The sequence below is a fragment of the Limnobaculum allomyrinae genome (genome assembly GCF_016649425.1).
Taxonomy (GTDB): domain Bacteria; phylum Pseudomonadota; class Gammaproteobacteria; order Enterobacterales; family Enterobacteriaceae; genus Limnobaculum; species Limnobaculum allomyrinae.
Window position 1 is genome coordinate 183,764 of record NZ_JADRCR010000005.1, and the last position, 14,444, is coordinate 198,207.

Sequence of the window (14,444 nt, forward strand, 5' to 3'; positions counted from 1 at the left end):
AGATAATTTGATAATTTTTTGACCTGACTCGATGATCTCGTGCTTCATTGTGGCAAAATAGCGTAATTATTTTTTAGCAGGAGTCAGCCCGTGTTTGATCAACTGAGAGCCCGTTTGGTTCGTCAGGGACCTTCCCTTTTACGTTTACCAATAAAGTTAACGCCGTTTGCTTTACAGAAACAGGTTCTGCAACAGCTATTGGGCTGGCAGTTTCGCCATGCATTGGCAGAAGGCGATTTAGATTTTCTTGAACAACGTTGGCTAAAAGTTGAAGTTCGCGATCTGGATCTGCGCTGGTTTGTTACCGTACGTGAAGGTGTATTGTTGGTGAGTGATAATCAGCAGGAAGATGTCAGTTTTAGCGGTGACGCGAACGATCTGATTCTGATTGCAGCGCGTAAACAAGATCCTGATACGCTGTTTTTCCAACGTCGTCTGGTGATTGAAGGTGATACCGAGCTGGGTCTGTATGTGAAAAACCTGATGGATGCAATTGAACTGGAAAATATGCCAGCGCCTTTGCGAATTGGGTTACAGCAGTTGGCTGATTTTGTTGAAGCGGGTTTAAAAGAGGGCGGCGAAGAACATTCGCGCGCACCAGCATCGTGTTAATTCGCGTTGAAATACCCGTTGACGCAGCAGGCATCAATAAGCTGTTGCGCAAAGCTTTTGCCGGGGATGCTGAAGCTGAACTGGTCAATCATTTGCGTGAAGATGGTCTGATTACGTTAGGCATTGTTGCTACTGATGATTACGGCGGGGTAGTTGGCTATGCGGCATTTAGCCCGGTGATGGTTAATGGTGAAGATCGCCAATGGGTTGGTTTAGCGCCGTTAGCGGTGGCTGAAAAATACCGAGGAAAAGGTTTAGGTAAAGCATTAGTTTACGAAGGTTTGGATGCGCTTAATGAGTTTGGCTATGCTGCCGTTGCCGTATTGGGTGAACCTGCTTACTACGGAGCGTTAGGTTTTAAACCCGCAACTGAGTTTGGTTTACACTGCAAGTGGCCGGATACGGCCTCTGCTTTCCAAATCTATCCTTTAGCTGAAGAATCTTTGCAGGGTGTTTCCGGATTGGTAGAGTACTCTGCCCCGTTTGACCGCTTTTAATGATTTAATAATGCGGTTAACTGTTCGATTGAAGGCTGGTCTTTGACCAGCTTTTCTTTTTTGGTTTTGGTCAGTTGCTTTATTCGATATTCCATTTTTAATGCCTCGGAGTGTCCGGCAGTTTTAATCTGGTAAACCAGTGTCAGCTCTCCGGCATTTCTTAGTGCTTTAGCTCCGCTACCGGATTGATGCTGTTTAAAACGACGCTCGATACAGGTCGTGATCCCGGTGTACAGGCGATTATCAGCGGTACGCAAGATATACAAATGCCAGTTACGGTTTTCTTCCGGGGAATCGCTCTGTTTCACACCAGTTCCATTTTCGATTGCTAAATCAGTACGCATCTTATCAATTTTATTGCCTGAAAGCAGCGTATGGCTTTACTGGTGCCCGGAATTACCCTTTGTGTTAACTTGGCGGCAGAATTTTATTTTTATCGTGGGATATGAATCTGATGACAACCGATCCTGAATACAGCCTGAAAGCGATTTGCCGCTACCTGAAAAGAAATCATGTTGTCAGCTTATGTACCCTGAGTTCTGATGAGCTGTGGTGCGCCAGCTGTTTTTATCTGTTTGATATGGAAAGCATGGGGCTAATTCTGATGTCAGAACCTCATACCCGACACGGCAAACAGGCACTGTCAAATCCTCAGGTAGCAGGGACTATTTCGGCTCAGACAAGAAACATCGCTTTAATTCAGGGGATTCAATATACCGGCCAGCTTCATTTGTTGAGTGGAGAAGATGAGCGAAGCGCGCGGGAAAAATATGTTCAACGTTTCCCTGTTGCCAGGCTAACCAGCGCACCTTTGTGGCGATTGAGTTTTGATGAAATCAAAATGACGGACAATAAGCTTGGGTTTGGTAAAAAGTTTTACTGGCGGCGCAGTGAGTGTGAATAGTCAGAACAGGTTGGAATGGCTACCTACCCGATACAGTCTTAACTCTGAATCGGTACGTTGATAAATCAGCAGAATGTCCGGAGCTCCATGATATTCCAGATAGCCAACATAGCTACCGGATAGTTTATGTTCCCGGTAGCCAGTAGGTAGTGGTTGACCCGTTTGTAGCAAAGCGATTGTGTACAGGATGACTCTTTGCGCGTTTCTATTATTTGCATAATGTTTAGCGTCTTTTTTAAACCGATTCTGATAAACAATCGTTAGCATTACTTACCATCCCAGATCTTTTTTCAGTTCATCTACTGAATTCACACGATGTACACCAATGCCCAGCTCAAACTCTTTAATTGCCTGAAGGGTCTCCTTATTGGGGTTAATTAGGCCTTCAGGTATTTTTCCCGTTGCTGCCAGCTGTCTGACTACCAGTCGGATGACGGTAGATAAATCGAAACCCAGTGTTTTTGCATTTGCCATTGCTGCCGCCTTTATTTCTGGTGAAACCCGCGCTTTTACGATTGCATCATTCATGATATTTCCCTTATTGCTTCTAAATTTTGTGGAGTCATTGTGTCCACAATGAGGGCTCGGGTCAATAGAGAGAAATATCACTGGTGGGGAGATTACGCCTAATGGCAGTTAATAAAAGTGGGGTAGAGTGTGGAAGCTTGCAGGTTGCGAAGCGCCTCGAAATTTAATCGCGACACTGAATGAGGAATAAGCAAAAGAATGCGATATTTATCGCAATTTATGAACTACCTGATTGCTGCTGCCGCGCCACAGTAGTGATGGATCGGCTAACTCTTTAACGAATTTGCCATCGATCAATACATTAATTAAATCGACTACTTCTTGCTGCTCAGGGGTGAGTTCAGACAGTAAGTATCCGGTCCAGAGCCAGATATCTTTCCCCGGGCACTCTTGTCGTACTCGTTTTACCAGTTTCAATATATCGGGCACATTCTGCGGATGTAACGGATCGCCACCGGACAGGGTAAGGCCCTGACGAGAGATTCGAGTATCGTTGAGATCGGCAATAATGCGATCTTCCATTTCTGAGGTAAACAGTACTCCCGAGTTCAAACGCCATGTGCTTTTGTTGTAGCAACCGGGGCATTGATGAACACAGCCAGAGACAAACAGCGTACAGCGCGTGCCGGGGCCGTTAACGATATCGACGGGATAGTACTGATGGTAATTCATAATTTAAATATCTGTATCCGGGAAGCGGTTAACTTGCAGCAGAACCCGATAACATATTGGATTCTGCTGCTTGTCAGGTTAAAACAGCGTTTTTGTTAGCTGGCCTGACTCTCGCTTTGATCTAACTGGCCATTGCCTAAATGTTTCACTCGGCGCTTCACTTCTTCCTGTTTACCGGCGTTAAACGGACGAGCATCCGGGCTACCAAGATAACCGCAAACGCGGCGAGTTACCGACACTTTTGACGAGTCATGATTGCCGCATTTCGGACAAGTAAAGCCTTTGCTGGTGCATTCAAACTCACCGGAGAAGCCGCACTCATAACACTCATCGATCGGCGTATTGGTACCATAGTAAGGGACTCGGCTATAGCTATAGTCCCACACGTCTTCCAGCGCTTTCAGGTTATGTTGAATATTTGGATATTCGCCATAACAAATGAAACCACCGTTAGCCAATGGCGGGTAAGGAGCCTCAAAGTCCAGCTTGTCATATGGGTTAACTTTTTTCTCAACGTCCAGGTGGAAGCTGTTAGTGTAATAACCCTTATCCGTTACATCTTCAATAACACCAAACTCAGCGGTATCTAAACGGCAGAAGCGGTTACACAGGTTTTCACTTGGCGTGCTGTACAGGCTAAAACCGTAACCAGTTTCTTTTTTCCACTCTTCGGTAGCTACTTTCAGGCGTTGAACGATTTCCACACCTTTGTCACGCAGTTGCTGACTATCGTATGGATGTACCTGATTGCCAAACAGTGCATTTACCGTTTCGTGAATACCAATGTAGCCTAATGAAATAGAGGCGCGACCGTTTTTAAAGATCTCAGAAATATTGTCATCAGCCTTTAAACGTACACCACAGGCACCTTCCATATACAGGATTGGTGCTACGCGTGCTTTAATGCCATCAAGGCGCTCGATACGCGTCATCAGGGCTCGTTTAGCCAGCGTCAGACGCTGCTCGAGAATTTGCCAGAAGCGGGCTTCATCACCACGCGCTTCCAGAGCAATACGTGGCAGGTTTAGGCTGATAACCCCAAGGTTATTACGACCATCGTGGATTTGCTCACCGTTTTCTTCATAAACGCCCAGGAAGCTACGACAGCCCATTGGCGTTTTAAATGAACCAGTGACTTTTACCACCTGATCGTAATTAAGAATGTCCGGATACATGCGCTTAGAGGCGCACTCCAATGCTAATTGTTTAATATCGTAGTTAGCGTCGCCGAATCTATGGTTGATTCCATCTTTGATGGCAAATACCAGTTTAGGGAACACGGCGGTTTTGTGGTTTTTACCTAATCCGGCAATACGGTTTTTCAGAATAGATTGCTGAATCATACGTGATTGCCAACTGGTACCCAGACCAAAACCAAAGGTAACGAACGGTGTTTGACCATTGGCGGTATGAAGGGTATTCACTTCATATTCCAGTGACTGGAATGCGTCGTAGCACTCTTTTTCTGTTCGGGACTGAGCGTACTCGTCCGCATTTGCAATATTCCACTCCAGTGCCACTTTTTTATGTTTGTTATAGCTTTCTGTGACAAACGGCGCGAGTACTTCATCAATACGGTTTATGGTGGTGCCACCATAAATATGGCTGGCGACTTGTGCAATGATTTGAGCCGTTACTGCCGTAGCGGTAGAAATTGATTTTGGCGGCTCAATCTCTGCATTCCCCATCTTAAACCCATTGGTCAACATGCCTTTCAGATCGATAAGCATACAGTTAAACATTGGGAAGAATGGCGAATAGTCCAAATCATGATAGTGGATTTCACCACGCTCATGGGCCATGACGATATCACGGGGTAGCAGATGCTGTTTGGCATAATGTTTAGCCACAATGCCGGCCAACAGGTCGCGTTGAGTTGGGATAACCTTGCTATCTTTGTTGGCGTTTTCATTGAGCAGGGCAATATCACTTTGCTCAACCAGACCTTGAATCTCTTGGTTCAGACGACCACGTTTTTCCCGTGAAATATCACGATCGTGGCGGTATTCGATATAGGTACGGGCCAGCGTCTTATAGTTACCGCTCATTAGCTGGTTTTCTACTGCTTGCTGGATTTCATTAATATCAACAGCGGTTCGGCCTTCCATTTGATCCGAAACGGCTTTTGCTACGTCGGCACAATAGTCGTCGTCGTAGATATTGGCGGCAGTGGCTGCACGTACAATCGCTTCCTTGATTCGTACTTCATCAAAAGGCACTTTGCAGCCATCACGTTTAATCACAACTGGTTTCACTATTGACTCCTTCACTAGCTGACTGTTTAGTCTTCTTTATTCGTAGTTATCCACAAGAAATGCCACCCTGAAAGCGGGGGTTCTTGTGGATGGAATGTGGATAAATTACTATATATAGGTGTGTTGGAAATTGCGTACACTATATATTGTATCAAACACAAATAAAAGCCGATTTGTTTGACGAAGAACAAGGAATTGATTACTTGCTCATTCTTCAGGCAAAAATAGCTGGGAAAAGCGTGTTTTTTCATCAAATCTATTGTTATTAATTTCAGTACATTGGTAATAATTCAGTGCGTGATCATTATTTGTCCGTGATTCAGCGTAATAAAACGGTATAATTCCCGGCCTGCCGTATCGTCGGTTCTTCCAATAACGTTTAAATGAGTTTTCTATGAGTAGCAGCATTAGTCTGATCCAGCCTGAACGTGACCTGTTTTCCTATACGCCTTACTGGGCGGAGTGTTTTGGCACGGCACCTTTTTTGCCGATGTCCCGCGAGGAGATGGACACACTAGGTTGGGACAGCTGTGACATTATTATCGTGACCGGTGATGCTTATGTTGATCATCCCAGCTTTGGTATGGCGATTGTTGGAAGAATGTTGGAGGCTCAGGGATTTCGCGTCGGCATCATTGCTCAGCCTGACTGGACTAACAAAGATGATTTTATGCGGCTTGGAAAACCTAACTTGTTTTTCGGGGTAACCGCAGGAAATATGGACTCTATGATTAATCGCTATACCGCCGATCGACGTATGCGTCATGATGATGCCTATACGCCGGATAACGTTGGTGGTAAGCGGCCGGATCGCGCAACGCTGGTGTATACCCAGCGTTGTAAAGAGGCCTACAAAGAGGTTCCGGTAATTCTTGGTGGTATTGAGGCCAGCCTGCGTCGTATCGCCCATTATGACTACTGGTCAGATACCGTGCGCCGCTCCGTTTTAGTGGATTCAAAAGCGGATATGCTGGTTTATGGTAATGGTGAACGACCAATGGTTGAACTGGCTCACCGACTGGCCGCCGGAGAAGCGATTGCTGATATTCAGGATGTACGTAACACCGCGTTAATGCGCAAAGGGCCTTTACCGGGTTGGTCAGGGGTAGATTCCACTCGACTGGATAAGCCGGGGCGTATCGATCCTATTCCTCATCCTTATGGTGATGACCTGCCTTGCGTTGATGAAGACAGCCCGTTTGCTCTTGAAAAACAGCCGGTAGCAAAAGAGGTTGTTGTTCAGCCGGCTAAACCAAAGCCGTGGGAAAAAACGTATGTTTTACTGCCATCTTATGAAAAGGTGAAAGCAGATAAAATCATGTATGCCCATGCTTCGCGCATTTTGCACCATGAGACTAACCCCGGTTGTGCCAGAGCATTATTGCAAAAACATGGGGATCGCTATGTGTGGATTAACCCACCGGCTATTCCATTGTCAACGGAAGAGATGGACAGCGTATTTGCTTTACCCTATCAGCGTGTACCTCATCCTGCTTATAACGGTCAAAAATTGCCTGCCTATGAGATGATCCGCTTCTCGGTTAACATCATGCGCGGTTGTTATGGCGGTTGTTCGTTCTGTTCGATTACCGAACACGAAGGGCGCATTATTCAGAGTCGTTCAGAAGATTCAATCATCCGTGAAATTGAAGAGATCCGCGACAGCGTGCCAGGTTTCACCGGAATTATCTCCGACCTCGGCGGGCCAACGGCCAATATGTATATGTTGCGTTGCCAGTCACCAAAAGCAGAACAGACCTGTCGTCGGGCTTCTTGTGTCTATCCTGAAATTTGTCAGTATATGGACACTAACCATGAGCCAACCATCAAGTTATATCGTCGGGCCAGAGATTTAAAAGGTATCAAAAAGATTTTGATTGCTTCCGGCGTTCGCTACGATTTGGCGGTGCAGGATCCGCGTTATATTAAGGAACTGGCAACCCATCACGTTGGCGGTTATTTGAAGATAGCTCCGGAACATACGGAAAAAGGGCCGCTATCTAAGATGATGAAGCCGGGTATGGGCAGTTACGATCGCTTTAAAGAGCTGTTTGATACCTACTCTAAGCAGGCCGGAAAAGAGCAGTATCTTATTCCTTATTTCATTTCGGCTCATCCGGGCACGGAAGATGAGGATATGGTTAATCTGGCACTATGGTTGAAGAAGAATCGCTTCCGTTTAGATCAGGTGCAGAACTTTTATCCGTCACCGCTGGCCAATTCAACCACCATGTATTACACCGGTAAGAACCCGTTATCGAAAGTGGATTATAAAAGCGAAGAGGTCACCATTCCAAAAGGGGATCGTCAGCGCCGGTTACAAAAAGCACTGCTGCGTTATCACGATCCGGCCAACTGGCCATTGATTCGCACCGCGCTGGAAGAGATGGGATTAAAACATCTGATAGGTAGCCGTCGTGATTGTCTGGTACCGGCGGCAACCATTGAAGAACAGAGAGCGGCTAAACGTAATTTGCGCCAGACGCGTCCTGCGCTAACCAAGCATACGGACATTACTCGTCAAAGAGATCCGGCGAAAGGGCAGCAGCCAGCAGAAACAGCGCATAAGCCAACCAATAAAGCGAAAAGCGCTAAGCCACAAAGTGGTAAGCAAGAACCGGCACATTCGACAAAAAGTGGGAAACCAAAAAATTCGGTCAGGAAAAAGCCGTCTTTTTAAGTTGTTAACTTTTGAGGCGGGTGAATATTGCATTCACCCGCTTAAATGAAAAGTCGTCTGAATAGCTTATCGGTTATCCGATGAGGTTTTTGAATGGTTATCGCGTTTAAATGTAAAACGCGATGTTCTCTTTTGTTGATGTTCGTCAGTTTCGTTTGGTGAAACCGGGTTTGAACGGATATCGGTCAGCGTTGTTAGCCTTGGCAGTGAAAAGTCTGCCAGCCCCAGCATGTTGGCTCGAAAGCAGGATAAGTTCATAACATCCCCCCATGAATATCTTAACTACATCCCTTTAACTATAGGACAGACTGATTGAACTGTCCGTTTTTGCTGTCACATTCCCGCCAAATATTAACGTTCAATAAAACACCGGAACGGGTATCCGTTGGTGGTTGTATAACCCGGTGAATCTGTCAATTTTTCTGGTTTCCAACTTTTCATTCGTTTTGTGATCTCTGGTTAATTCGAGTATGAAAAAATTTTCATATGAAATGTATGAAAAAATATGAGCAATTATTGGGGTTGTTCTTATTTACTGATGTGATTATGCAATTTTTTTCAAAAAAATCGTTGAGGCATGACTTTTTTTATCGTTAGCTAACATCAATGACTTGTGATTATTGCTAACTACAAAGACGGACATCATGAAAACACTAAAGAACTGGATGTTACAGCAACAGCATGCCGATCGTATTGAACTCAATGTCGATAACCGCCATTGCTTTTGTCTGTATGTATTGGAGCCGGACCTATTTCGGGTTCTGATCAAGCAAAATAACCAATTAGCTCTGGATCGTACCTGGACGATTGCACCGGATAACGACACGCCATGGGAAGGGCGATCCAGATTAAGTAGTGAGGGATTCTCTCTGCCCGGCTATCAGTTGGAACAACAGGATGAATGGCTACGAGTAAGTACTGATAAACTGCGGGTTACTATTCATCAGCCGCTGTGGCTGGAGTGGGAATACAAAACCCGCAATGGCGACTGGCAACAATTAACCGCGGATCGCCCTACCAGCGCCTATTTATTAAATGCTCATGGCGATGGTGTTGCTCATTACCAACGTCGTTATGGTAACGAGCAGTTTTATGGTCTGGGGGAAAAGGCGGGTGACCTGAACCGTAACGGTCGCCGGTTTGAAATGCGTAATCTGGATGCGATGGGCTATAACGCCGCCTCTACCGATCCGCTGTATAAGCACATTCCGTTTACCATCACACGCCGTAATGAGGTTAGTTTTGGCTTGTTTTACGATAACCTGAGCAGCTGTTGGTTAGATCTGGGAAATGAACTGGATAACTATCATCTACCATATCGGCGCTATCAGGCCGAAGCAGGGGATCTGGATTATTATTTGTTCCTTGGCCCTAAAGTATTGGATGTCACCAAAAAGTTTGTTCAATTGACGGGAAAAACCTTTTTCGGACCTAAATGGAGCCTGGGTTACAGTGGTTCAACCATGCACTACACCGATGCGCCGGATGCTCAGCAACAGCTGCAAAAATTCATCACATTATGCCGTGAGCATCAGATCCCTTGTGACTCCTTCCAGCTGTCGTCCGGTTATACCTCCATTAACAATAAACGCTACGTATTTAACTGGAACTACGACAAAGTACCTCAGCCAAAAATGCTGAGTCAGGCATTTCATCAGGCCGGGTTGAAACTGGCCGCGAATATCAAACCTTGTTTGCTGCAGGACCATCCCAAATATCAGGAAGTGGCAAAAGCCGGATTATTTATTCGTGACTCTGAGTCCGATTCACCGGAGCGTTCAGTTTTCTGGGATGACGAAGGCTCTCATCTTGATTTTACTAACCCGAAAGCCATTCAGTGGTGGCAGGGAAATGTTACTCAGCAATTGTTGGAAATGGGTATCGATTCAACCTGGAACGATAATAATGAGTATGAAGTATGGGATGGCGAAGCGGTTTGTCACGGCTTTGGTCGCCCGATTGCCATTAAGCATATTCGTCCGGTCATGGCGTTGTTGATGTGTCGTTCTTCTATGGAAGCACAGCAGAAGTTTGCTCCGGAAAAGCGACCTTACCTTATTTCCCGTTCTGGCTGTGCTGGTATGCAACGTTATGTACAGACGTGGAGTGGAGATAACCGCACCAGTTGGCAAACTTTGCGTTACAACACCCGTATGGGTGTCGGCATGAGTTTGTCCGGATTGTATAACGTGGGGCACGATGTAGGGGGATTCTCCGGCGATCGCCCGGATGCTGAGCTGTTTGTCCGTTGGGTACAAAATGGTGTGATGCATCCACGGTTTACCATCCATTCATGGAATGACGACCATACGGTTAATGAACCCTGGATGTATCCGGAAGCCACTCCCGCTATTCGTGAGGCTATCAACTTACGTTATCGCCTGCTGCCGTATTTCTATAACCTTCTGTGGCAAGCCCACCGTGATGATGAGCCGATGCTCCGCGCAACTTTTCTGGATCATGAACATGACATTAATACGTTCAGTGAGACCGATGATTTCCTGATTGGTAAAGACCTGCTGGTGGCCAGCGTGGTAGAGCAAGGACAACGTGAGCGTCCGGTTTATTTGCCTGATAATCAGAGCGGTTGGTACTGTTTCTATTCTGGTCAGTGGCATAAAGGTGGGCAAAAAATTGTGTTACCGGCTCCACTGGAACGTCTGCCGTTGTTAGTGAAAGCGGGCACAGTATTGCCACTATCCAACCATATTGGCTCTACTCAATTGGTCAAACAGGAAGTCCGTGAACTGCATATTTTCCCTCTGGTTGCAGCGGGAGAGACTTGTGGTGAAATGTTCGAAGATGATGGTGAAAGCTTTGGCTATCGTGATGGTCAGGCGCTGTGGCTGAACTGGACATTAACCAGTGATACAAATCGCATTGACCTGAAAATTGAGGTTAAAGGCAGCTATGTTCCCGTGTGGGATACTCTGAAGATGGTATTACCGCAGGGAGAAAAGCGCAGCCTGTATGTCAATGGTCAGGCCGTTGAAGAGATGACACTATCGTCGTTGAGATAAAGTGAGATTAGTTCAGTATTGAAATAGAAATGGCGCCTTATGGCGCCATTTAAAATATCAGAAGATCAAAACATTACTTCAGATCGCTAAAGAAAGTGCGCTTTAGCGCCATCTCAACACCACGTATTTCTGCCAGACCTTTCAGGCGGCCAATGGCGGAATACCCCGGGTTAGTCTTCTTCTTCAGGTCGTCCAGCATCTGGTGACCATGGTCAGGGCGCATTGGAATTTTACGCATATCACCGGTTTTTTGACGGCGAGATTCTTCTTCCAGAATGGCTTTCACCACCGAATACATATCCACATCGCCATCTAAATGTGCGCCTTCATGGAACGTTTTTGGATTACCTTCACGGCAGGTTGAACGCAAATGAGTGAAGTGGATACGGTCGCCAAAGGTTTCGATCATTCTGACTAAATCGTTGTCAGCCCGCACACCATAAGAGCCTGTGCACATGGTGAAACCGTTATGAATACTGTCGACAGTCTCTTTTAACCACTGCATATCCTCAATGGTGGAAACAATGCGTGGCAGTCCCAGAATTGGACGCGGTGGATCGTCAGGATGTACCGCCAGACGTAAACCACAAGCTTCGGCGACCGGAACAATCTCCTTCAGGAAATAGGCCATATGCTCACGTAGCTTCGCTTTATCAATGCCATCATAAGTAGAGAGGTGTTTACGGAATTGATCCAGAGTATAACCTTCTTCAGCACCCGGCAGACCGGCGATAATATTACGTACCAGTTTATCAATCTCAGCCTGACTCATCGCATCATAATAGGTTTTAGCCTGAGCAACTTCTTCTGCGGTATAGTCAGCTTCAGCACCCGGACGTTTTAACATATGCAGCTCAAAGGCAGCAAAAGCGATTTGGTCAAAACGCAGGGCTTTAGAACCATCGGGTAAAACGTATTCCAGATCGGTACGTGTCCAGTCTAATACCGGCATAAAGTTGTAGCACACGGTATCAATGCCACAAGCCGCAAGATTACGGATAGATTGCTGATAATTAGCGATATGCTGCTTATAGTTACCGGTTTGAGTTTTGATCTCTTCATGGACAGGAATGCTTTCTACCACTGACCAGACTAATCCTTTCTCTTCAATCACTTTTTTGCGTTTTTCGATCTCTTCGACACTCCAGACGTCACCGTTTGGAATATGATGCAATGCCGTGACAATGCCGGTAGCACCAGCCTGACGAATATCATCTAAAGATACAGGGTCATTAGGACCATACCAACGCCATGTTTGTTCCATATATAAATACCTTCAAATCAGGGTGTTAAAGACAGAAGCAACCCCGCCATAAATAGCGTATAAACATAAAATTATATTTATCGACTCATCAGCGTTGCGCTATATGTCGCTTATCTGGCCATGGCAGAGGAGCTTGCCATGGCGGTTATTGGCTTTTCCCGAGAGATCAGAGTTCCTGATTTTCAACGGGAACTGATTCAAAAAGATAACCATCAAAAGAAGGGTCATCTGAATCAGAAAGTTCCATCAACTTTTGTTTCACATTCTCCAGGTGCTGCCACATTGCCTGACGGGCACCTTGAGGATCTCTGCGTTGTAATGCCTGCAAGATCTTGTTGTGATCGCTAAGCCAGGCTCGCCGATAGTCCTGATTAGAGATATGGGTATGCAGCTTTTGCCACATGGCGCTGTCTCTGCGACGGCGCCACAGGTCTTGTACCATATCTTCCAGCAGCGAGTTTTGGGTAGCCTTAGCGATCAGGGTATGGAACAGCTCATCACCGTCATAATTGGTTTGCCCGCTTTCCAGTGCGGAACGCTCCTGCTCGAGCGCCTGCCGCAGTTCGGCAATATCTGATTTAACCAGTTGAGTAGCGGCAAAGGCGGCAATATTGCTTTCCAGCAGTTGCCGCGCCTGTAGCATTTCAAAAGGGCCGATATCGTCACTGTTCTGTTGTGGCGCTTGCTTAACATTATCAGGCAGGTTTATCACATAAACCCCGGAGCCTTTACGTACATCAACCAGGTTTTCTAATTCAAGCATGATTAATGCTTCACGTATTACCGCCCGGCTAACGCTAAACTGGGCTGCGATATCCCTTTCTGGCGGTAGTCGTGAACCCACAGGAAAATTACCTGAGCTCAACATGGCTTTTAGCGCTTTACCAATTTCTTGATAGGAGCGTTTAGCACCTGACATGTTATATCCTTAGCGTTATATGGTCTTGGAAGGTATCAGGCTAATTGTAGCAATATCCAACACAAGATCAATTAACTGGTTGACCAATTATGCGATTCGTTCCATTAAAGTTTTTTCATAGAATCAACCAGTTGATAAACTTCAGGATTGCTCTTTTGTAATCCGTCATACATTGGTTGAACAGCCTGTTGGAAGCTGGCTTTTTTGGGGTAGATAAACTGAACGCCCATCTTCTCGGCTTTTACTTTCTCTTCTGCATCAGATTTAGCCCATAAATCTTTCATAAACATCATGGATTCATCAGCCGCTTGCTGTAAGGCTTTTTGGTCTTTTTCTGACAGACCATCCCAGACCTTAGCTGAAATTACCAGTACGTCAGGAATCGAGGTGTGTTCATCAACGCTGTAAAACTTGGTCACTTCACCATGACGGTTCAACGTTAATGCAGTCAGGTTGTTTTCTGCGGCATCAACGACACCCTGTTGTAATGCGGTATATAACTCACCATATGCCAGAGGGGTAGGGTTACCTCCTAACAGTTTGATCATTTCAACGGCGCTTGGGCTTGGCTGAACGCGGACTTTTAATCCTTTCAGGTCGTCCGGTGAGTTAATCGCTTTTTTGGCGTAGAAGCTACGAGAGCCGGCATCATAGTAGGTCAAACCAATAAAACCATTCGGTCGGGAAGATTGCAGAATAGATTTACCTGATTCACTTAACATGGCGCGGTAATAGTGTTCACGGTCAGTAAACAGATAAGGCATGTTAAATGCGCCATAGTTTTTGGAGAAAGCCTCCAGCTCGGCGGCATTGGATTTTGCCATTGCCAGCGCGCCATTTTGTACCAACTCAAGCGATTCTCTTTGGTCGCCCAATTGCGCATCCGGATAAATACGAATAACCAGATTTCCATCAGACAGTTCTTTCGCCCGGTTGGCCATGTGTTCCATGGCTTTTTGTACCGGATGGTTGCGGTTATGGTTATGGCTGAGTTTCATGGTAACTGCTGCATAGGCAGGTGCTGCTACCAGCATGACGGAGCCAATAATCAGAGGCAACAAGCCCTTCTTTAATGACATGTAACTCTCCTTCT

General features: G+C 45.9%; 14 protein-coding genes. 5 read left to right on the forward strand and 9 right to left on the reverse strand.

The window, feature by feature from the left end; genetic code table 11:
* The first annotated feature begins 90 nt into the window (after nucleotides 1-90).
* Together ubiT and I2494_RS11350 are read left to right on the forward strand one after the other, a co-directional pair.
* The gene (ubiT, locus tag I2494_RS11345) at nucleotides 91-612 is read left to right on the forward strand and encodes a ubiquinone anaerobic biosynthesis accessory factor UbiT (RefSeq protein ID WP_218466901.1); all 522 of its coding nucleotides are present in this window, start codon (nucleotides 91-93) and stop codon (nucleotides 610-612) included.
* Nucleotides 606-1,109, forward strand: coding sequence for a GNAT family N-acetyltransferase (locus I2494_RS11350; protein WP_218466900.1), 504 nt, complete (start codon nucleotides 606-608; stop codon nucleotides 1,107-1,109). The genes ubiT and I2494_RS11350 overlap by 7 nt, the downstream gene beginning before the upstream one ends.
* Here I2494_RS11350 and I2494_RS11355 read toward each other — a convergent pair.
* Complete coding sequence (locus I2494_RS11355) at nucleotides 1,106-1,453, reverse strand: GIY-YIG nuclease family protein (protein ID WP_218466899.1); 348 nt, start codon at nucleotides 1,451-1,453, stop codon at nucleotides 1,106-1,108. The two genes, I2494_RS11350 and I2494_RS11355, sit on opposite strands and share 4 nt — an antisense overlap.
* Before the next feature lie 110 nt (nucleotides 1,454-1,563).
* On the opposite strand from I2494_RS11355, the gene I2494_RS11360 reads away from it, so the two are divergent.
* A complete protein-coding gene (locus I2494_RS11360) occupies nucleotides 1,564-2,013 on the forward strand; it encodes a YhbP family protein (RefSeq protein WP_218466898.1) in 450 nt (149 codons plus the stop codon).
* Here the strand turns inward: I2494_RS11360 and I2494_RS11365 are convergent, their stop codons facing one another.
* From I2494_RS11365 to nrdD, 4 genes are all read right to left on the reverse strand, one after another.
* Nucleotides 2,014-2,280 carry a type II toxin-antitoxin system RelE/ParE family toxin gene (locus tag I2494_RS11365; RefSeq protein ID WP_218466897.1) on the reverse strand — a complete coding sequence of 89 codons (267 nt, stop codon included), beginning with the start codon at nucleotides 2,278-2,280 and terminating at the stop codon, nucleotides 2,014-2,016.
* A gap of 3 nt (nucleotides 2,281-2,283) precedes the next feature.
* Complete coding sequence (locus tag I2494_RS11370; RefSeq protein WP_140919777.1) at nucleotides 2,284-2,541, reverse strand: type II toxin-antitoxin system RelB/DinJ family antitoxin; 258 nt, start codon at nucleotides 2,539-2,541, stop codon at nucleotides 2,284-2,286.
* A gap of 207 nt (nucleotides 2,542-2,748) precedes the next feature.
* Nucleotides 2,749-3,213 carry an anaerobic ribonucleoside-triphosphate reductase-activating protein gene (gene nrdG, locus I2494_RS11375; RefSeq protein ID WP_218466896.1) on the reverse strand — a complete coding sequence of 155 codons (465 nt, stop codon included), beginning with the start codon at nucleotides 3,211-3,213 and terminating at the stop codon, nucleotides 2,749-2,751.
* A 95-nt stretch (nucleotides 3,214-3,308) separates the two neighbouring features.
* On the reverse strand, nucleotides 3,309-5,468 hold the full coding sequence (gene nrdD, locus I2494_RS11380; protein WP_218466895.1) for an anaerobic ribonucleoside-triphosphate reductase: 2,160 nt from the start codon (nucleotides 5,466-5,468) through the stop codon (nucleotides 3,309-3,311).
* A 394-nt stretch (nucleotides 5,469-5,862) separates the two neighbouring features.
* Between nrdD and I2494_RS11385 the strand changes: the two genes are divergently transcribed.
* Nucleotides 5,863-8,148 (forward strand): YgiQ family radical SAM protein, encoded by a 2,286-nt coding sequence (locus I2494_RS11385; protein ID WP_218466894.1) that lies wholly within the window; start codon nucleotides 5,863-5,865, stop codon nucleotides 8,146-8,148.
* A 66-nt stretch (nucleotides 8,149-8,214) separates the two neighbouring features.
* Here the strand turns inward: I2494_RS11385 and I2494_RS11390 are convergent, their stop codons facing one another.
* Nucleotides 8,215-8,406, reverse strand: coding sequence for a hypothetical protein (locus tag I2494_RS11390; protein ID WP_218466893.1), 192 nt, complete (start codon nucleotides 8,404-8,406; stop codon nucleotides 8,215-8,217).
* A 386-nt stretch (nucleotides 8,407-8,792) separates the two neighbouring features.
* Here I2494_RS11390 and I2494_RS11395 point away from each other — a divergent pair, with 386 nt between their 5' ends.
* Nucleotides 8,793-11,168, forward strand: a complete 2,376-nt coding sequence (locus I2494_RS11395; RefSeq protein ID WP_218466892.1) for a glycoside hydrolase family 31 protein — start codon at nucleotides 8,793-8,795, stop codon at nucleotides 11,166-11,168.
* A gap of 73 nt (nucleotides 11,169-11,241) precedes the next feature.
* Here I2494_RS11395 and uxuA read toward each other — a convergent pair whose 3' ends face one another.
* From uxuA to I2494_RS11410, 3 genes are all read right to left on the reverse strand, one after another.
* Nucleotides 11,242-12,432, reverse strand: coding sequence for a mannonate dehydratase (gene uxuA, locus I2494_RS11400; protein ID WP_218466891.1), 1,191 nt, complete (start codon nucleotides 12,430-12,432; stop codon nucleotides 11,242-11,244).
* A 166-nt stretch (nucleotides 12,433-12,598) separates the two neighbouring features.
* Nucleotides 12,599-13,351 (reverse strand): FCD domain-containing protein, encoded by a 753-nt coding sequence (locus tag I2494_RS11405; RefSeq protein ID WP_218466890.1) that lies wholly within the window; start codon nucleotides 13,349-13,351, stop codon nucleotides 12,599-12,601.
* A 104-nt stretch (nucleotides 13,352-13,455) separates the two neighbouring features.
* The gene (locus I2494_RS11410) at nucleotides 13,456-14,430 is read right to left on the reverse strand and encodes a TRAP transporter substrate-binding protein (RefSeq protein WP_218466889.1); all 975 of its coding nucleotides are present in this window, start codon (nucleotides 14,428-14,430) and stop codon (nucleotides 13,456-13,458) included.
* Between the last annotated feature and the right edge of the window lie 14 nt (nucleotides 14,431-14,444).